Here is an 18,617-nt window from a genome sequence, read left to right on the forward strand (position 1 = left end):
GGGGGTTCGTGAAGGCCTTGTGACCAGCTTGCACAAGCGTCCGGTCCACTTGTATACTAGTGCTCATGGCGTTGCGGAAGTTGCCGAGGGGAGCAGGGTCTTCGACCCGTCAGCAGGCGTACGCCATGCTCCGCACCGCCATCGTGAGCGGCGAGCTGAAGCCCGGCACGCGGCTCAGCGAGAACGAGCTCGCGGGCGAGCTGGGCGTCAGCAGGACCCCGGTGCGCGAGGCGCTCCTCCGGCTCCGCGAGGACCAGCTCGTGGACGTCGTGCCGCAGCTCGGCACGTTCGTCACCGCCATCAGCGACACCGCCGTGAAGGACGCGCAATTCCTGCGCGAGGCGGTCGAGTGCGCGGCGGTCCGGCTCGCGACCGAGCGCGCCCAGCAGGGCGACGTCGCGCAGCTGCGCACCATCCTCACCAAGCAGGAGACCGCCCGCGACGCGGCTGACTTCGACGCGTGGTTCCTCCTCGACGACGAGTTCCACCACGCGCTGTGCGACCTCTCCGGGCGCCCCATCGCGTGGCAGATCGGCCGCCGCGCGAACGGGCACCTCGACCGCGTCCGCCGGCTCTCCCTGCCGGTCCCCTCGTACCTGGCCGAGATGGTCGACGAGCACCGCCGCGTGGTGGACGCCGTCGACCTGGGCGACCCGGATCTCGCGGAGGCGGCGCTGCGCCATCACCTCCGCATGGTCCTCTCCGGTGTGCCGCGCATCCGCGCCGAGCACCCGGAGATGTTCGCCGACGAGACGGAAAGCGCGGACGCGCTCTACACCCCCGCGACCACCGGGGGACCATGACCTTCGAGGCCCACGTGGCCTCGTACCAGGCGTCGCTCGCGAGAGCGACACGCCGCGCGCGGGACGGCTCCTCCCGGTCGCGGCACGACACAGCGACAGTGGCGACGTGGAGGGCCCCTCTTCCTCCTCCTCCGGGGGCTCTCCCGTCGCCACAGTCGCCTCCGCCGACGCGCGTCCTGCGCACCTTCTCGTTCCTCGACCTGTGCGGGTTCACCACGTACACCGAGACCCACGGCGACGGCGAGGCGGTCGCCGTGCTGGCCCTCCTGCGGGCGACGCTGCGCGCCGAGTGCGAGCGCTCGGGCGTGCGCGTGACCAAGTGGCTCGGCGACGGGGCGATGCTCTCGGGCGTCGAGCGCGTGCCGGTGCTCGAGGCCACCGCGTCGGTCGCGGCGCAGATGCGCGCGCAGTCGCCGCTCGCCCTGCGCGCCGGCATCGCCGACGGGCCGGTGATCATGTTCGAGGGCGACGACTACATCGGCGCGACGGTGAACGCCGCGGCGCGCCTGTGCGACATCGCGCTGCCCAACCAGCTCCTCGTCGCGACCGGCGACGACGACGGCGACCTCCCGCCGTGGCTGGCGATGCACCCGCTGGGCCCGGTGAGCCTCGCCGGCCTCGCGCACCAGGTCGACGTCGCCGAGCTGTTCGCCCCGCCGCCGTCCTAGGCCGGCTGCGCGTCGGTCGCCGCGGCGGCGCCGGTGTGCTCGGTGATCGCGCCGACCACCTGCGGCCACACGCCGCGCGGCAGGTCGTGGCCCATGCCGTCGATGAGCAGGAGCCGCGCGCCCGGGATCGCCTTCGCCGTCGCCTTCCCGCCGCTCACGTGGACCAGCCGGTCCGACGTGCCGTGGATGACGAGCGTCGGCGCGCGGATGCCGCGCACCTCGGTGGTGCGGTCGCCGCTCGCGAGGATGGCCGCGAGCTGCCGGCCTGTGCCCGCCGCCGCCGGGCCGCGGTCCCACGACAGCGCGGCGGTCTCCCGCAGCTCCTCCTCGTCGCGGTCGAAGCCGGGAGAGCCGACGACCTTGTAGAGCGCGACCGTCCGCTCGATCGACTCCTCCTTCGTCTTCGGCGGCTTGCCGAGGAGGAACGGGTACGCGCGCAGCGCCGGCTGGCCCTTCCAGCGCGAGCCGGTCATCGACATGATCGACGTCAGCGTCAGCACCCGCTCGGGGTGCCGGGCCGCCATCACCTGGGCGATCATGCCGCCCATCGACACGCCCGCGATGTGCGCGCGCTCGATGCCGAGATGGGTGAGGAGCTTCATCCCGTCCTCGGCCATGTCGCTCAGCAGGTACGCCGGGCGCTTGATGCGGCGCGTCGCGAGCTCGAGCGGCTTGGGCGGGCGGACGGCGTCGAACCTCGTCGACCGGCCGATGTCGCGGTTGTCGTAGCGGATGACGAAGTGGCCGCGGTCGGCCAGCTCCTGGCAGAAGTCGGCGTTCCACCCGATCATCTGCGTGCCGAGCCCCATCACGAGGAGCAGCGGGGCGGCGGCCGGGTCGCCGAAGGTCTCGTAGCAGAGCGTGACGTCGCCGAGCGCGGCGAACTGCTCGTCGGGCGGGGCGATCATCGGGCGGACGTTACCGCGCGGTGGCCGTTCGTCCGGCGCACCTAACGCGGGTGCACCGTGCGGCGTCTTCTCCCTCGACCGACCGCCAACCGAAGGAGAAGTCCCCCACATGCACCTGCTCAGAGCGGCCACGCCCCTGGCGCTCGTCGGCGCACTGGCGCTGTCCACCCCCGCGCTCGCCGGCCCCGGCCATCCGGGCCCCGGCGGGCCGAGCATCGCGCAGCTCGACCGCGGCGTCCCCAGCCGCATCGCGACGAGCCTCAAGCGCGCCGACCGCGCGCTCGACCGCGCCGCGGAGCGCATCGACGACGGCCAGGCGAGCACCGCGGTGAGCGCCATCAACTCGGCCCAGTCGAACCTCGCGACCGCGCTGCGCAGCGCCAAGCGGACCGTCGCCGCCAACGGCGCGAAGGGCCCGGCGTCCGCGTGGGCCGTCGCCGACGCCGAGCACAAGACCATCACCGAGGTCACGGGCCTGCTCAACGGCGTCAGCGACGACGCCGTGGTGACCGAGCTCGCCGAGCTGCTCGCCGCCCAGACCGCCGGCCGCGACGAGCTCGTCGCCGCGATCGCGGGCCTGTCCGACCGCTCCGCCCACGCCCGCGTGCTCGAGGCGATCGCCGGCCAGCTCGAGGACGAGACGGCCGCGATCGACGAGGCGCTCCTCGACGAGGAGGACGACAGCCTCACGCAGGCCGCCAAGGACGCGCTGACCGCCGCCAAGGCCGCGGTCGCCGCGACCGCGACCACGGTCGGCGGCCTCGACCAGGCCGGCACGACCGACACGGGCACCGACTACGCGAGCACCGACTCGTCGTCCGACTACCCGTCGGACGGCCCGCGCGCGGACTGCCCGCCGCGCAGCAAGGGCACCGGGGCCGGCACGGGCACCGGCGCGGGCGCCGACTACGGCCCCGCCTTCCGCAGCTAGTCCGCACGCAGGCCGCATCGGGGTCTACCCTGGCCCCGATGCGGCTGCTCGCCGTCGCCGACTCGGCGCCGCACCTGCCGCTCGCCACCCTCGTCGAGGCGCACCGCCCCGACGCCGTGGTGACGCTGGGCGACCTGGAGCCCGACTGGCTCGACCAGCTCGGGCGGTTCGACCTGCCCGTGCTCGGCGTCTACGGCAACCACGACGACGGCCACTACCTCGAGGCCGCCAACACGACGAACCTCCACCTGCGCAGCGCGCGGGTGAACGGCCTGACGTTCGCGGGCTTCGAGGGGTGCGTCCGCTACAAGAAGCGCGGCACGAAGCTCCAGTACACGCAGGCCGAGGCCCGGCGGATGGTCAGCAGGCTGCCCGCCGCCGACGTCCTCCTCGCACACGCGCCGCCCGCGGGTATCCACGAGGAGCCGGACGACCGCGCCCACGAGGGGTTCGAGGCGCTGGCCGAGTACGTGCGCAGGGTTCGGCCGAAGCTCGTCCTCCATGGGCACACCCCGCCGCCGCCGCGCGGCACGGCCGAGATGGGCGTGACACGGGTGGTACACGTGGTCGGAGCCCAGCTCGTGAAGGTCTGATGCGCCAACCTCTAGTTCGACTCGCGAACAAAAAACTGGCATTCAGCCGGTTATTTTTCACGAGGTCTTGACAAATGTCCCGAAGCGCGGAACAGTGCCCGCCACATGACGAGGGTCGAGTACGGGTCGCTCGAGTCCCTGCGGGCGCACAACCGGCGCCGCGTGGTGGATGCGTTGCGGCATCGGGGCACGGCGTCCCGGGCGGAGATCGCCCGGCTCACTGGTCTGTCCCGTTCCACCGTCTCGAGCCTGGTCGGCGAGCTCCAGGACTCCGGGCTCGTCATCGAGTCGACCCGCGCCGGCGACGGCGGCGGCTCCCAAGGCAACCAGCAGGGCCGCCCTCCTGTCCTGCTGACCCTCGACCGCCGCGCCGGCGCAGTCGTCGGCATCGACTTCGGACACCGTGACGTGCGCGTGGCCGTGGCCGACTTGTCCCGCACCGTGCTCGCCGAGCGGACGCTCGGCGGGATCGACGTCGACCACAAGGGCACCGAGGCCCTCGACGTCGCCGCGGACCTCGCCCGCGCCGCGCTCGCCGAGGCGGACGTGCCGATCGACCGCGTCCTCGCGGCCGGGCTCGGCCTCAGCGGGCCGATCGACCACGAGCGCGACGTCGTGCACCGCACCGCGATCCTCCCGTCGTGGGGCGACATCCGCCCCGGCGCGGAGATGGAGCGCCGCCTGCAGGTGCCGGTCCACATCGAGAACGACGCCAACCTGGGCGCGCTCGCGGAGATGACCATGGGCGCCGCCCAGGGCCATCGCAACGTCATCTACCTCATGATCGCGTCCGGCATCGGGGCCGGCGTGATCATCGGAGGCCAGGTCGTGCACGGCGCCGGCGGCACCGCCGGCGAGCTCGGCCACCTCCTCGTCGACGACCAGGGTCCGATCTGCCGCTGCGGGAACCGCGGCTGCCTCGAGACCGTGGTCGCGGGGCCGGCGATCGTCGACCTCCTCAAGCCGCAGCACGGCTCGGATCTCACCCTCGACGACGTGCTCTCGCTCGTCGCCCAGGGCGAGCCCGGTGCGCGGCGCGCGATCGAAGACGCAGGCCGCACCGTCGGCCGCGCTCTCGCGGGGCTGGTCAACGTGCTGAACCCCGAAGCGATCGTCGTGGGAGGGGAGCTGGCGGCGGCCGGCGACGCCCTCCTCGGGCCAGTACGTGGCGCCATCGCGCGCCACGCGATCCGGCCCGCAGCCGACGACGTCCGCGTCGTCCGCTCCGAGCTGGGTGATCGCGCCGAGGTCCTCGGCGCGCTCATCCTCGCGGCGCAGCGCGCGGACGCACCCCATCTGTCCCAACCAACCCCAGTCCCATGAGGGTCCGTTTGTCCCACGAGGAGGAGGAAGCGCACATGCGCAACAAGGAGAGCCTTTGGCGCAAGCCGATGGTCGTCGTTCTGGCGCTTGTCATGGCGCTCGCGTTCGCGGCCGCCGGCTGCGGCGACGACGATGAGGACTCGGGCGGCGGCGGCAGCGCCAGCACGTCCGAGAACGGTGGTGGCGAGGTCGGCAAGGTCGCCGTCCTGCTCCCCGACTCGAAGTCGTCGGTCCGCTGGGAGACGGTCGACCGTCCGTCCCTGCAGGCCGCGTTCGACGCCGCCGGCGTCGAGGCCGAGATCCAGAACGCCGAGGGTGACAAGTCCACCCAGCAGCAGCAGGCCGAGCAGGCCATCACCAACGGAGCCAAGGTGATCCTGCTCACCAACCTCGACTCCGGTTCGGGCGCCGCGATCGCCGCGAACGCGAAGTCGCAGGGCGTCAAGGTCATCGACTACGACCGTCTGACGCTCGACACGGACGCGACCGACTACTACGTCTCGTTCGACAACGAGAAGGTCGGCCAGCTCCAGGGCCAGGGCCTCGTCGACTGCCTCGAGGGCGCCTCGGGCAAGCCGGCGATCGCCGTCCTGAACGGCTCGCCCACCGACAACAACGCGACCCTGTTCAAGAAGGGCTACGACTCGGTCATCGACCCGAAGTTCGAGTCCGGCGAGTGGACCGAGGTCGACGACCAGTCCGTGCCTGACTGGGACAACCAGAAGGCGCTGACGATCTTCGAGCAGATGCTGCAGAAGGCCGACAACAAGGTCGACGGCGTCCTCGCCGCGAACGACGGTCTCGGCAACGCCGCGATCTCGGCCATCAAGCAGCGCAAGCTCGACCAGATCCCGGTCACCGGCCAGGACGCCACGCTCCAGGGCATCCAGAACATCGTCGCCGGCGACCAGTGCATGACGGTCTACAAGGCCGTCAAGAAGGAGGCCGACGCGGCCGCCAAGCTGGCGATCGCGCTGGCCAAGGGCGAGGAGCCCACGGGCGCCGACGCCCAGACGGACAACGGCACCAAGCAGGTCCCCTCGGTCCTGCTCGAGCCGGTCGCCGTCAACAAGGACAACATCGGCGAGTACATCGGCGAGCCGGACTTCCCGAAGAAGGAAGAGATCTGCGCCGGCAAGCTCGCCTCGAAGTGCGAGGAGCTCGGTCTCTAATGACCGCCACCCAGGGGGCCGTCCGCGACAGCGGGCGGCCCTCGGGCGCTGAGCGCCCACTCTTGGAAGCGAAGGGCATCGAGAAGCGCTTCGGCGCGGTCGAGGTCCTCAAGGGCGTGGACTTCTCCGTCCACGCCGGCGAGATCATGGCGCTGGTCGGCGACAACGGCGCCGGCAAGTCGACCCTGATCAAGTCCCTCGTCGGCATCCACCCGATCGACGGTGGCGAGGTCGTCTTCGAGGGCCAGCAGGTCCACATCCACGGGCCGAAGGACGCGGCCAAGCTCGGCATCGAGGTCGTCTACCAGGACCTCGCGCTCGCCGACAACCTCGACGTCGTCCAGAACATGTTCCTCGGGCGCGAGGAGACCTACGGGATCTTCCGGCAGCTCGACGAGACGAAGATGGAGCAGCGTGCGACCGAGACGCTCAAGGGCCTGTCGGTCACGACGCTCGACTCGGTCCGCCGCTCCGTCGCGTCGCTCTCCGGCGGTCAGCGCCAGTCGGTCGCGGTCGCCAAGGCCGTCATGTGGAACTCCAAGCTCGTCATCCTCGACGAGCCGACGGCCGCGCTCGGCGTCGCGCAGACCCGACAGGTCCTCGACCTGGTCAAGCGCCTCGGCGAGCAGGGCCTGGCGGTCGTGCTCATCTCGCACAACCTCCACGACATCTTCGAGGTGGCGGACTCCATCACCGTGCTGCGGCTCGGCAAGGACGTCGCCCGGTTCAAGCGCACCGAGACCACCCAGCAGGAGGTCGTCCAGGCGATCACCGCCGGCACGATCTCCAAGGTGCCCGGTCAGAGCGAGGAGGCGGGCGCGTGAGCACCATCGCACCTCCGCCCACCGCGGGCGAGGAGACCAAGGCGCCGACGCAGACCGTCAGCCTCTACGCCAAGCGCTGGCTCGACAACGTCAAGTCGGGTGAGCTCGGCTCGCTGCCGATCATCATCGGCCTGGTCATCATCGCGATCGTCTTCCAGTCGCAGAACGACCGCTTCCTCACCGCCGGCAACTTCGTCAACCTGGTCATCCAGGGTGCGGCGTTCGCCACGATCGCGATGGGTGTCGTGTTCGTGCTGCTGCTCGGCGAGATCGACCTGTCGATCGGCTACGTCTCGGGCGTCGCGGGCGTCATCTGCACGCTGCTGCTGATGCCGGACGGCAACGAGGTCCCCGCGGCCGTCGCGCTGCTCGCGGCGCTCGGCGCGGGCGCGGCCATCGGCACGCTGCATGGCGTGATCATCACGAAGCTCGGCATCCCGTCGTTCGTGGTCACGTTGGCGGGCCTGCTCGCGTGGAACGGCGTCGTGCTGCTGCTCATCGGCAGCCGCGGCACCGTCATCCTGCAGGACGACTTCATCATCGGCTTCGCGAACGACTTCCTCTCCGAGGGTGCCGCGTGGATCCTGGTGCTGGTCACCGTCGGCCTGTTCGCGGCGATCCAGTTCTCGGGCCTGCGCAAGCGCGCGAAGGCCGGCCTGCCGAACGACCCGTCGCTCATCGTGGCGCTGCGCATCGTCGGGCTGCTCGTCGCGCTCGCGATCGTCACGTACGTGATGAACGAGGACCGCGGCGTGCCGTACGTCGCCGTGCTCGTCGGCGCGCTCCTCGTCTTCTGGACGTGGGTCACGCGCAAGACGCGGTTCGGCCGGTTCGTCTACGCGGTCGGCGGCAACGCCGAGGCCGCGCGGCGCGCGGGCATCAACGTCGACCGGATCAAGATCGCCGTGTTCGCGATCTCGTCGCTGATGGCGGCGCTGGGCGGCATCATCCTCGCCTCGCGCCTGCGGTCGGTCGACACGAACGCCGGCGGCGGCTCGATCCTCCTGTACTCGATCGCGGCGGCGGTCATCGGCGGCACGTCGCTGTTCGGCGGTCGCGGCCACATCAAGTCCGCGCTGCTCGGCGCGCTGGTCATCGCCTCCATCGACAACGGCCTGGGCCTGCTCGGCCTGGGATCCGGTGAGAAGTTCGTCATCACCGGCGGCGTGCTGCTGCTGGCGGTGACGGTCGACTCGATCTCGCGGCGCGGTCGCGAGAACACCGGCAGAGCATGAGCGGGCTGTGGCGCTGAGGCTCGGCCTCCTCTCCACCGCCCGCATCAACGACGCCGTGATCGGCGGGGCGTCCACCTCCTCGGAGGTGGACGTCGTCGCCGTGGCGTCGCGGGACGCTGCCCGGGCCCGCTCGTACGCCGACGAGCGCGGGATCCCGTCGTCGTTCGGCTCCTACGAGGAGCTGCTCGCCTCCGACGACGTCGACGCCGTCTACATCTCGCTGCCGAACGCGCTCCACGTCGAGTGGGCGGTTCGCGCCGTCGAGGCGGGGAAGCACGTGCTCGTGGAGAAGCCGCTGTCGGCGCGGGTGAGCGAGGTCGAGCGGGCGTTCGACGCGGCGTCCGCCGCCGGGCGCGTGCTGACCGAGGGCTTCATGTGGCGGCACAACCCGCAGACGCGGAAGCTGACCGAGCTCGTCGCCGCGGGCGCGATCGGCGAGCTGCGCCTCGTGCGCGCAGCGTTCTCGTTCCCGTCGCCGGGGCCGGAGAACGTGCGCTGGAACGCGGCGCTCGAGGGCGGGGCCCTGATGGACGTCGGCTGCTACGGCATCTCGGCCGCGCGGCTGTTCGCGGGGGAGCCGACCGACGTGGCCGGCTTCGGGATCGACCGCGGCGGCGTGGACTCGCGCTGCGCGGCGGTGCTGCGGTTCGGCGACTCCGGTGTGCTGGCGACGATCGACTGCGGGATGGACCTGCCGCGGCGCGGCTCGCTGGAGCTGGTCGGCTCCGAGGCGACGCTCCTGTGCGCGGACCCCTGGCACGCGAAGACGCCGGGGATCTCGCTCGTGCGCGACGACGGCTCGAAGCCCGAGCGCATCGAGGTGCCGCTCGCCAACTCGTACGGGCTGGAGCTCGACGACCTGGCCGAGGCGGTGCGCTCCGGGCGCCCGCCGCTGCTCGGCCGCGAGGACGCGATCGGGCAGGCGCGGGTGCTGGAGGCGCTGCTGTCGTGAGCCTGCGGGTCGCGGTGGTCGGCTTCGGGCTGGCCGGCGAGGTCTTCCACGCACCGCTCGTCGACGCGGTCGACGGGCTCGAGGTGTCGGTCGTCGTCACCGGCAACGCCGAGCGCGCGGCGCGGGCCGAGGAGCAGTACCCGGGCGTGCGTGTCGTGGCCTCCGCCGACGAGGCGTGGGAGCACGCCGACGTCGCGGTCATCGCGACGCCGAACCGCTTCCACGCGGCGCTCGCGCTCGAGGCGCTCGAGCGCGGGCTACACGTCGTCGTCGACAAGCCGTTCGCGCCGTCGTCGGCGGAGGCCGAGCAGGTGCTCGCCGCCGCCGACGGCCGCGTCACGGTCTTCCAGAACCGCCGCTGGGACGGTGACTTCCTCACCGCCGCGCGGCTGGTCGCCGAGGGGCGGCTGGGCGAGGTGACGCGGTTCGAGTCGCGCTTCGAGCGGTTCCTGCCGTCGATCCGCGGCGGCTGGCGGGAGCTCGGCGCGCCCGAGGAGGGCGGCGGCATGCTGTGGGACCTGGGCGCGCACCTCGTCGACCAGGCGATCGTGCTGTTCGGCCGGCCCTCGCGGGTGTACGCGGAGGTCGACGCGCGGCGGCTGCTGACCGAGGTCGACGACGACGTGTTCCTCGCGCTCGACCACCCCGGCGGCGTGCGGACGCACCTGTCGATGGGCGTCGTCGCGCCGCTGGCGGGGCCGCGGCTCGCGGTGTCCGGCCTGGGCGGCGGGTTCGCCTGCGACGGGCTCGACCCGCAGGAGTCGCAGCTCAAGCTCGGCAAGCGGCCGGGCGACCCGGGCTACGGCGAGCGGCCGGGCGAGCCGGGCCGGCTGGTCGGGCTCGACGGCGTGATCGACGACGTGCCGCTCGAGCGCGGGCGGTACGAGGACTTCTACGCCGGCGTCGCGGCGTGGGCCGGGGGCAGCGGGCCTGCTCCCGTCGACCCCGAGGACTCGCTCCTCGGGCTGCAGGTGCTGGAGGCGGCGCGGCGCAGCGCGGCGTCGCACGAGCTGGTGGAGCTGCCGTGATCGTTGGGCTGGACATCGGGACCTCATCGGTCAAGGGCATCGCGCTGGACGCGACGACGGGCGCGGTCATCACGCGCGCCGAGCACGCGTACCCGCTGCTGACGCCGAAGCCCGGCTGGGCCGAGCAGGACCCCGAGGAGTGGTGGCGCGCGACGTCCGGCGTGCTCGCCGAGCTGCGCCGGGCGGGCCCGATCGAGGGCATCGGGCTCTCCGGTCAGATGCACGGGCTCGTCCTGCTCGACGCCGCAGGCAAGGTGCTGCGGCCGGCGATCCTGTGGAACGACGGGCGCACCGGGGCCGAGTCGGACTGGATCGAGGAGACCGTCGGGGGTCGTGCGCGGCTGGTGTCGCTGACCGGCAACCGGGCGCTGGTCGGGTTCACGGCGCCGAAGCTCGAGTGGGTCAAGCGCCACGAGCCGGACGTCTACGCGCGGATCGCGAAGATCATGCTGCCCAAGGACTACGTGCGGCTGCGGCTGTGCGGGGAGCACGCGATCGACGTCGCGGACGCGTCGGGCACGCTGTGGCTCGACGTGCGCGCGCGGGCGTGGTCGCGCGAGGTGCTGGATGCGCTGGAGGTCGACGAGGCCTGGCTGCCGAAGCTGCTCGAGTCGCCCGAGGTGAGCGGCGTGACGTCCGACGGCATCCCCGTCGCGGCGGGCGCGGGCGACCAGGCCGCGGGCGCGGTCGGCGTCGGCGTGAGCGTCGGCGGCGGGCCGTTGAGCGTGGTGCTCGGGACGAGCGGCGTCGTCTTCGCCGCGCTGGACGCGTACGGCGACGACCCCGAGGGGCGCGTCCACGCGTTCTGCCACGCGGTCCCTGGCGCCTGGCACGGCATGGGCGTGATGTTGAGCGCCGCCGGGTCGCTGGCCTGGCTGCGGAAGGTGACCGACCCGGGCGCGTCGTTCTCCGCGCTCGTGGACGAGGCCGCGGCGTGGGCACCGGGTGTCGAGGGGCTCACGTTCCTCCCGTACCTGGCCGGCGAGCGCACGCCCCACGCGGACCCGGACGCACGCGGCTCCTTCACCGGCCTGTCGCTGCGCCACGACCGCGGTGCGCTCGTGCGCGCGGTGCTCGAGGGCGTCGCCTACGGCCTGCGCGACTCGCTCGACCTCGTGGCCGGGCTGGACACGGAGTCCGGCGCCTCGGTCGGCCGGGTGAGCGGCGGCGGCGCGGCGTCCGACGAGTGGCTCCGCATCCTCGCCTCGGTGCTGGAGCTGCCGCTCCAGCGGATGGAGGTCGAGGAGGGCGCGGCGTTCGGCGCGGCGCTCCTCGGCGGCGTCGCCGGCGGCGTCTTCCCCGACGTCCAGTCGGCCATCGACGCGTGCGTCCGGCCGGGCGCCGTGATCGACCCGGTCGCCGACTGGATCCCGCAGTACGCCGAGGGCCGCGAGACCTTCCGCGCCCTCTACCCCGCCCTGCGCGCGGTCGCCTGACGACGCCGCGAGTCGACTTTCCCACCGCATGGGTGGGATAGTCGACTCGTGATCGTCAGGCCGGCTGCTTCTCGCGGGCCGGGTCGCGCTGGACCACGCCCGCGAGGACGGCGGTGGCGAACGCGAGGGCGGCGACGAACCCCATGCCGACCGGGAGCGAGACGACCTCCGCGATCGCGCCGATGATCGGCGGGCCGGCGAGGAGGCCCGCGTAGCCCATCGTGGTCGCGACGGCGAGGGTCGGGCCGCCGCCCGCGCCCGCGGCGGCGCGGAAGACGAGCGGGACGATCACCGACAGGCCGGCGCCGAGCGTCGCGAAGCCGACGAGCGCCGCCCACGGCTCGCCGATCAGCACCGCCACGCCGAGGCCGGCGCCCGCCACCGTGCCGCCGCCGCGCATGAGCGTCGTCGGGCCGAACCGCGCGACGAGCGCGTCGGAGAGCAGGCGGCCGGTGAGCATCGCCGCGGAGAACGCCGCATACGCGAGGGCCGCGGTCGACGACGCCGCGTGGAGCGAGTCCTCGACGTAGACCGCGCTCCAGTCGAGCGCCGCGCCCTCGGCCAGGTACGAGCAGAACGCGACGATGCCGAGCACGAGCAGCGCGCCGCTCGGCCGCACGAACTTCGCGCCGTTGCCGTCCTCGTCGCGCGGGTGCGCGTCGCCGTGGACGAGCGCGCGCGAGATCGGGAAGACGAGCAGCGCGAGCAGCAGCCCCAGCCCGCCGAGGTGGAGCTGGGGGTCGACGTCGGCCGCCGCGGCGAGCGCGCCCGTGCCCGCGCCGATCATGCCGCCCGCGCTGAACCCCGCGTGCACGCGCCCGAGGAGGAGCTTGCCGCGCCGCGCCTCGATCGTCGTCGCCTGCGTGTTCATCGTGACGTCGAGGCCGCCGTTGGTGACGCCGAGGACCAGGCCGCCGACCATCAGCAGCGCGAGCGACGGCGCGGAGGCGGCGACCAGCGGGGCGAAGCAGAAGAAGACGAGCAGCGTGCGGGTCGGGAGGCGGCTCCCGTCGCGGGCGGCCCACGCGCCGGCGAGCGGCATCGCGATGAGGGCACCGACGGCGAGCGCCGCCAGCGCGATGCCGAGCTCGCCTTCGGACAGGGCGAGCTCATCGCGGATCGCCGGGATGCGCACGCCCCACGCGCCGAGCAGCGCGCCGTTGGCGAAGAAGACGAGCGCGATGGCGCGCGCGGCGGCGCGGAGGTCCTCGGGGCGGCTCATGCGCGCACGACCTCGGCGCCGTGCTCGCGCAGCGCGAGGACGACCTCGGCCGGGGCGGTGCCGTCGGTGACGAGCGTCGAGAGCTTCTCGGGGCCGGCGACGACGAAGGGCCCCACCGTCCCGAGCTTCCCGGCATCGGCGAGCACGATCGTCTTGCGCCCGGCGGCGATCATCGCGCGGGCGACGTGCGCCTCCTCGCGCTCGAGCAGCGTGATGCCGTGGCCGGCGTCGAGCGAGCAGGTCCCGAGGATGCACGCGTCGGCGCGAATGTCGCCGATCGCCGCGACGGTCTCGGCCCCGACCGTCGTGCGCGTGTCGGGGAGGATGCGCCCACCGATCAGGTAGACCTCGACGCCCGGGACGCCGAGCAGCGCGCCGGCGACGTCGAACGAGGGCGTGAGCGCGGTCGTCTTGCCGCCCGCCGGCCAGCGCCGCGCGAGCTCCAGCATCGTCGTGCCGCCGCCGAGGATCACGGTCTCCAGCCCGCGCACGAGCTCGGCCGCCCGCGCGGCGATCGCGGCCTTGGCCTCGGTGTGGAGCGTCTCGCGCTCGGCGTACGCCGCGGGCACGCGCGTCGCGGGCGGCAGCGCGCCGCCGCGCACCCGCCGGACGGCCCCGGCGGCCTCGAGCTCGGACAGGTCGCGCCGGACGGTGTCGAGCGAGACGCCGAGCCGCTCGACGAGCTCGGCGCTGATCACCCGCCCGTCGCGGGCGAGCGCTTCGAGGATCTGGTTCTGCCGCTCTTCCGTCAGCACGTCGCGGCACGATACCGCAAGACGCCGCAGAAAACAGCAAGACGGCGCGGCGGGCCGGCGGCCGCGCCGCAGCTGGCGCCTGGGGGGTCGTTCGGGGGTGGGGCCCGGGTTGGGGTGCCCCTGGGGAGGATGTTCGGGCGTTCCACCGATGCGCTCCGGGTCCCGCGAGGCAAGGCTTCGCACCGTGTCACAGAACGTCATCGCCATCTCCCGCCCCGTCGCGACGGCGCCCGCTGCCACGCCCGACGCGATCCGCGTGCTGCTCGCCGACGGCGAGTGGCTGATCCGCGCCGGGCTCCGCGCCATCCTCGCCGGCGACGAGCGCCTGGACGTGGTCGGGGTCGCCGCCGACCGCGAGGCCACGATCCGCCACGCCCAGCGGCTGCGCCCCGACGTCGTCGTGGTCGACGAGGGCCTCGACGCCACGGCCCGGCTCGCCGCCGCCGGGACCGGCGCGCGGATCCTGGTCGTCACCGACGCCGACACCGAGGACGCCGCCCGCCGGGCGCTGTCGGACGGCGCGTCCGGCACGGTCCCCCGCGACACCCACCCGCGCCGCCTCGTCGAGGCCGTCGCGACCGTCGCCGCCGGCGGCGCGTTCCTCGCCCCGCACGTCGCCCGCCGCCTGCTCGAGGACGCACGCGGCGCCAGCAGCGTCGCCGACCCCGTGATGCGCGGCCGCTTCGCCCAGCTCTCCGACCGCGAGCTCGACGTCGTCAAGCTCGTCGCGCGCGGCTACTCGAACGCCGACATCGCGAGCGAGCTGTACCTCAGCGAGGGCACGGTCAAGACCTACGTGACGCGCACCCTGAACAAGCTCCGCCTCCGGAGCCGCGTCCAGGTCGTCGTCGCCGCGTACGACGCCGGCCTGGTGCAGCCCGGAGGGGAGATCGCGATCGGCCCGCGCTAGCGGCGGGCGCCGGCCTGGATGCGGATCACGCGCTCGTAGACGACCCGCCCGCGCTCCATCACGCGCGCGAGCACCTGCGTCCGCCCGCCGTCCCGCACCGCGGCGCGGCCGCGCGCGTTGAGCCGCACGTCCGCGACCACGCGCGCGGCGTCGGAGGCCAGCTCGAACGCGCCCGTGCCGACCAGCTCCCGCGGCTTCGCCGAGCCCGCGATGCGGTACAGGCGCACGACGCCCGAGCGCTCCTCCTGCGACCGCCCCTGGCGCGCGAGCGGCACCGCGACCCGGCCCGCCAGGATCTCGGCGTCGCGGAAGCGCACGCGCGTGCCGCACGGGTCCTGCTCGCGGTAGCTCGACAACGCGCCCTCCAGCTGCGACGGCTTGGCGGCCATGATGCCGTCGACGCACATCCCGAGCAGGCGCCGGTACATCCGGTCGTCCTCGCGGTCGTTGGAGAGCCAGACGTGCACCGCGTACCCGGCCTCGTGCGCGCGCTTGACGAAGTCGGGCGTCACGATCGTCAGCTTCTGGCCGCCGAAGTCGAACGTCACCGGCACCTGGAAGGCCGCGACGCCGTCGCCCGGCGACTGGTCCTGGAGCACGAACTTCGCGGTGCCGTCGATGCCCGGCGCGACCGGCACCCGCGGCGCCAGCCGGTGGAACGTGTCGATCGCGGCCTGCTCGAACGAGGCGACGATGACGTCCGTCCGCCCGCTCTTCTTCAGCACGTCCGCGAGCAGCGTCGCCGTGCGCTGGTAGACCGCCGCGTCGCCGCCGTCGCGCCCCTTGATCTCGATGTTCATCGGCACCGTCGGGAACGCGCGCAGCACCTGCTCGAGCGACGGCACGCGGAAGTCGTCGGCCTTCGCGCCGCGCGGCGGGCGCTTGTCGCCGGTGCGCACGCCGCGGTAGCGGTAGGCCGACGCCTCGGCGTCCTTCACGGTCCCGCGCCCGGGGACGAACCAGTACGCCGCGTCGAGCGCCTGGATCTCCGCGAGCGTCTTGTCGGCGATCGAGCCGGTGCCGTTCGTCGTGCGGTCGACGGTGTTGTCGTGGAGCACGGCGAGCCGGCCGTCCTTCGTCGCGCCGACGTCGATCTCCAGCATGTCGGCGCCGCCCTCCAGCGCCTCCCGGTAGGCGAACATCGTGTTCGAGGGCAGCTCGTCCTCGCCGCCCTGGTGGGCGAAGTTGACGACGCGTTCGGCGAGCCAGGGGTTGTCGGGCGCCTGGGCCGTCGCGGCTGTGGGGGACAGGAGCGCCGCCGCGACGGCGGCGCCCAGCAGCGTGCGGAGCATGTGCCGCGCGACGGTACACCGCCGCGCGGCACGTTCCCACCCTCCACCTACCTCCGGTGCTCGGGGTCCGGGTGCAGCTCCCGCCGCGCCTCCTCGTCGGCGTGCCCGTCCGGGTCCAGGTCCGCCGCCGACGCCTGGCGCTCCTTCGCGAAGCGCCGCTCCCGCTCGGCGGTCGCCGCCTGCTCGGCCGCGAGCGCCTCCTCGCGGCGTGCGCGGGCGGCCCGCTCCTCCGCCTCGGCGGCGGCGCGATCGGCGCGGGCGTTGCGCAGCCGCGCCTCCTCACGATGCTCGTGCGCCTCGCGCCTGCGGCGCTCCCGGTCGGCCGCGCTGCGGCGGCGCGACGCCATCACCACCAGCGCGATCACCAGGATCGCGGCGATGGCCAGCGCGATGATCAGCCCTACCTCCATGTCGGTTCTCCTCTCCCGTGGATCTCCCAGGTGAACGCATCCTGTGAAGCGAGGTTGGTTGGTTGCGGGGGCGGCGGTAGGCTCGCCGCTCGGACAAGCGGTCCCTGGGGAGGGAGGCCATGCCAGCCACGCCCGCGACGCGGCTCAGCGCACTCGACGCCGCGTTCCTGCAAGTGGATGAAGCAGCTGCGCCCGCGCACGTGGGCGGGGTGCTCCTGCTCGACGGCCAGGCGCCGGCGTACGACGACGTGGCGGCCCTCCTCGCAGCGCGGCTCGAGGCGCTCCCGCGGTGGCGCTCGCGGCTCGCGTACCCGCCCGGCGGCGGGCTGCTGCGGCCGTGCTGGGTCGAGGACCCGACGTTCGACCTGCGCCTCCACCTGCGTCACGCGGGCCTCCCGCGCCCGCGGACCGAGGCGCAGCTGCAGGAGCTGGCCGGGCGCATCCTGAGCGAGCGGCTCGACCACCGCAAGCCGCTGTGGGAGCTGCACCTCGTGGACGGCGTCGAGGGCGGCCGGTTCGCGGTCGTCACCAAGCTCCACCCGACGCTCGTCGGCACGGCGGGCGCGGGCGTCGTCGCGGCGCTGCTCGACAGCGCGCCCGTGGACGCCGACCGCGGCGCCCGGCTGCTGCAGGAGGGGCGGCCCGTCGCGCCGCCGCCGTCGGAGGCGCAGGTGCTCGCGACGTCCGCGCTCGGGCAGGCGCGCGAGGTCGCGGGGACGCTGCGCGGCGCGCTCCAGGCGCTGCGGCGCGACCCGGCGGCCGCGGCGCTCGCGGTGGCCCGCTCGGCGCGCGAGGCCACCGACCGGATCGAGGCGCGGCTCGACGGCGCGCCCCCGAGCCCGTACAACGGCCCGACCGGCGCGCCCCGCCGCCTCGCGTGGGCGCGGGCCGACGTGCCGGCGGTGCGGCGTGCGGCCGCGCAGGCCGGGATGGGCGAGGACGAGCTGGTGCTCGCGGCGGTCGTGGGCGCGCTGCGCACCCACCTGCGCCGGCGCGGGCACGACGCGGCCGCGCTGCGGGCGCTCGTCCGGACGAGCGACGGGCGCGAGGGGCCGGCCGAGCTGCCGGTCGGCGAGCACGACCGCGCCGCACGCCTCACCGCCGTCCGCGACGCCGCGCGGAGGCTGCCGCGCGCCGCGGCGGTCCACCCGCGCACGGTCAACCTCGCGATCGCGACGTTCCCGGGCCCGGACCGCGCGCTCCACCTGCTGGGGCGGCCGCTCCGCGAGGTGTTCCCGGTCCTGCCGCTGGCACCCGACCACGCGCTCAGCGTCGCGGTCATCCGGTGCGGGGAGCGGGTCGGCGTCGGCCTCCTGGGCTGCGCCGGCGCGATGGCCGACCTGGACGACCTCGCGCGCGACGTCGACCGCGAGCTGGCCGACCTCACGCACGCGGGAAACGGCATGACGCTGCGCCGCGTCCGCCGAAGGACTGCACGGGACCGCGATGCACCGGGCAGAGGTGTGCTGAACTCCGCCTTCCGGTAGGACGTTCGCGCCGTCGCCGTGCCGGGGACGCGCAGGTGAGGCCCCGGCCACGTGACGAGAGGCGGCCAGAGGACACTGGCCGGACGGACCGGGGCCTCACCTCCGCGCCACCGCACGGTGACGGTCGGCGCAGAAAGGCCCCTATGCCATCGCACCCGAGTGCCCGAGGGGTACGCCGCTGGACGGATCCGCGACCTCCATCGTCGCGGCGAGCCGCGCGGCCACGGCCTCCATCAGCTGTCGTTCGGCGGCGCCGAACGGCGCCTGGTCGGGCCGCCGCACCGCGCGCAGGCGCGCGATCGGCTTGCCGTCACGGAGGATCGGCACGGCCAGCATCGGCGCCTCGCCCTCGTGGACGGCGGCGAGCGAGCGGGTCGTGGCGAGGATCGCCTCGGTGCCGTCGATGTCGACGCTCACCGACAGGTGCGCCGTGTCGAGCAGCCCGGCAGCGGCGCGTAGCTGCGCGCGCAGCCCCCCGATGTCCGCGACCACCGGCGCCGTGGCCGGAGCATCCGTGCGGGCAGCCTTCGGCCGGGGCCGTCCTGGCACCCGATCCGCGCGTGCTGCTGCGTGGCACAGCCCAAGGGCGAGCACCGACAGCGCCATCCATGCGGCTCCCGCGATCACCAACGTCTCGATGTCGGGCAACGTGGCCCTCCACTGTGCGG

At 74.1% G+C, this 18,617-nt stretch carries 19 protein-coding genes; 13 read left to right on the forward strand and 6 right to left on the reverse strand.

Annotation, left to right across the window (positions count from 1 at the left end):
• The first annotated feature begins 65 nt into the window (after positions 1 to 65).
• Entirely contained in the window at positions 66 to 803 is a 738-nt protein-coding gene (locus AC1UE5_RS23240; RefSeq protein WP_482928093.1) for a GntR family transcriptional regulator, read from the forward strand.
• A gap of 98 nt (positions 804 to 901) precedes the next feature.
• The gene (locus tag AC1UE5_RS23245; RefSeq protein WP_482928095.1) at positions 902 to 1,471 is read left to right on the forward strand and encodes an adenylate/guanylate cyclase domain-containing protein; all 570 of its coding nucleotides are present in this window, start codon (positions 902 to 904) and stop codon (positions 1,469 to 1,471) included.
• Here AC1UE5_RS23245 and AC1UE5_RS23250 read toward each other — a convergent pair.
• Positions 1,468 to 2,379: an alpha/beta fold hydrolase gene (locus tag AC1UE5_RS23250; protein WP_482928097.1), complete on the reverse strand. Its 912-nt coding sequence runs from the start codon at positions 2,377 to 2,379 to the stop codon at positions 1,468 to 1,470. The two genes, AC1UE5_RS23245 and AC1UE5_RS23250, sit on opposite strands and share 4 nt — an antisense overlap.
• A gap of 109 nt (positions 2,380 to 2,488) precedes the next feature.
• Between AC1UE5_RS23250 and AC1UE5_RS23255 the strand changes: the two genes are divergently transcribed.
• From AC1UE5_RS23255 to xylB, 9 genes are all read left to right on the forward strand, one after another.
• Complete coding sequence (locus AC1UE5_RS23255) at positions 2,489 to 3,310, forward strand: hypothetical protein (protein WP_482928099.1); 822 nt, start codon at positions 2,489 to 2,491, stop codon at positions 3,308 to 3,310.
• A 38-nt stretch (positions 3,311 to 3,348) separates the two neighbouring features.
• Positions 3,349 to 3,903: a metallophosphoesterase family protein gene (locus AC1UE5_RS23260; RefSeq protein WP_482928101.1), complete on the forward strand. Its 555-nt coding sequence runs from the start codon at positions 3,349 to 3,351 to the stop codon at positions 3,901 to 3,903.
• Positions 3,904 to 4,008: 105 nt separating this feature from the next.
• Positions 4,009 to 5,226, forward strand: a complete 1,218-nt coding sequence (locus AC1UE5_RS23265; RefSeq protein ID WP_482928103.1) for an ROK family transcriptional regulator — start codon at positions 4,009 to 4,011, stop codon at positions 5,224 to 5,226.
• Positions 5,227 to 5,261: 35 nt separating this feature from the next.
• A complete protein-coding gene (locus tag AC1UE5_RS23270; protein WP_482928105.1) occupies positions 5,262 to 6,398 on the forward strand; it encodes a sugar ABC transporter substrate-binding protein in 1,137 nt (378 codons plus the stop codon).
• Positions 6,398 to 7,222 carry an ATP-binding cassette domain-containing protein gene (locus AC1UE5_RS23275; RefSeq protein ID WP_482928107.1) on the forward strand — a complete coding sequence of 275 codons (825 nt, stop codon included), beginning with the start codon at positions 6,398 to 6,400 and terminating at the stop codon, positions 7,220 to 7,222. Before AC1UE5_RS23270 ends, AC1UE5_RS23275 begins: the two co-directional genes overlap by 1 nt.
• On the forward strand, positions 7,219 to 8,457 hold the full coding sequence (locus AC1UE5_RS23280; protein WP_482928109.1) for a sugar ABC transporter permease: 1,239 nt from the start codon (positions 7,219 to 7,221) through the stop codon (positions 8,455 to 8,457). Before AC1UE5_RS23275 ends, AC1UE5_RS23280 begins: the two co-directional genes overlap by 4 nt.
• Before the next feature lie 7 nt (positions 8,458 to 8,464).
• Positions 8,465 to 9,409 (forward strand): Gfo/Idh/MocA family protein, encoded by a 945-nt coding sequence (locus tag AC1UE5_RS23285; RefSeq protein ID WP_482928111.1) that lies wholly within the window; start codon positions 8,465 to 8,467, stop codon positions 9,407 to 9,409.
• Positions 9,406 to 10,437 (forward strand): Gfo/Idh/MocA family protein, encoded by a 1,032-nt coding sequence (locus AC1UE5_RS23290; RefSeq protein ID WP_482928113.1) that lies wholly within the window; start codon positions 9,406 to 9,408, stop codon positions 10,435 to 10,437. Before AC1UE5_RS23285 ends, AC1UE5_RS23290 begins: the two co-directional genes overlap by 4 nt.
• The gene (gene xylB, locus AC1UE5_RS23295) at positions 10,434 to 11,873 is read left to right on the forward strand and encodes a xylulokinase (protein WP_482928115.1); all 1,440 of its coding nucleotides are present in this window, start codon (positions 10,434 to 10,436) and stop codon (positions 11,871 to 11,873) included. The genes AC1UE5_RS23290 and xylB overlap by 4 nt, the downstream gene beginning before the upstream one ends.
• Before the next feature lie 55 nt (positions 11,874 to 11,928).
• On the opposite strand, the gene AC1UE5_RS23300 is transcribed toward xylB, so the two are convergent.
• Positions 11,929 to 13,095 (reverse strand): MFS transporter, encoded by a 1,167-nt coding sequence (locus AC1UE5_RS23300; protein ID WP_482928117.1) that lies wholly within the window; start codon positions 13,093 to 13,095, stop codon positions 11,929 to 11,931.
• Positions 13,092 to 13,850, reverse strand: a complete 759-nt coding sequence (locus AC1UE5_RS23305) for a DeoR/GlpR family DNA-binding transcription regulator (protein WP_482928119.1) — start codon at positions 13,848 to 13,850, stop codon at positions 13,092 to 13,094. The genes AC1UE5_RS23300 and AC1UE5_RS23305 overlap by 4 nt, the downstream gene beginning before the upstream one ends.
• Positions 13,851 to 14,034: 184 nt before the next feature.
• On the opposite strand from AC1UE5_RS23305, the gene AC1UE5_RS23310 reads away from it, so the two are divergent.
• Positions 14,035 to 14,760, forward strand: coding sequence for a LuxR C-terminal-related transcriptional regulator (locus AC1UE5_RS23310; RefSeq protein ID WP_482928121.1), 726 nt, complete (start codon positions 14,035 to 14,037; stop codon positions 14,758 to 14,760).
• Here AC1UE5_RS23310 and AC1UE5_RS23315 read toward each other — a convergent pair.
• Together AC1UE5_RS23315 and AC1UE5_RS23320 are read right to left on the reverse strand one after the other, a co-directional pair.
• Positions 14,757 to 16,052 carry a glycerophosphodiester phosphodiesterase family protein gene (locus AC1UE5_RS23315; RefSeq protein ID WP_482928123.1) on the reverse strand — a complete coding sequence of 432 codons (1,296 nt, stop codon included), beginning with the start codon at positions 16,050 to 16,052 and terminating at the stop codon, positions 14,757 to 14,759. The genes AC1UE5_RS23310 and AC1UE5_RS23315 overlap by 4 nt on opposite strands.
• A gap of 47 nt (positions 16,053 to 16,099) precedes the next feature.
• Positions 16,100 to 16,462 (reverse strand): hypothetical protein, encoded by a 363-nt coding sequence (locus tag AC1UE5_RS23320; protein ID WP_482928125.1) that lies wholly within the window; start codon positions 16,460 to 16,462, stop codon positions 16,100 to 16,102.
• A 119-nt stretch (positions 16,463 to 16,581) separates the two neighbouring features.
• Here AC1UE5_RS23320 and AC1UE5_RS23325 point away from each other — a divergent pair, with 119 nt between their 5' ends.
• Complete coding sequence (locus AC1UE5_RS23325; RefSeq protein ID WP_482928127.1) at positions 16,582 to 17,949, forward strand: wax ester/triacylglycerol synthase domain-containing protein; 1,368 nt, start codon at positions 16,582 to 16,584, stop codon at positions 17,947 to 17,949.
• Between the two features lie 141 nt (positions 17,950 to 18,090).
• On the opposite strand, the gene AC1UE5_RS23330 is transcribed toward AC1UE5_RS23325, so the two are convergent.
• Positions 18,091 to 18,441, reverse strand: coding sequence for a GAF domain-containing protein (locus AC1UE5_RS23330; RefSeq protein ID WP_482928129.1), 351 nt, complete (start codon positions 18,439 to 18,441; stop codon positions 18,091 to 18,093).
• Between the last annotated feature and the right edge of the window lie 176 nt (positions 18,442 to 18,617).

Source organism: Parviterribacter multiflagellatus, from assembly GCF_056863265.1.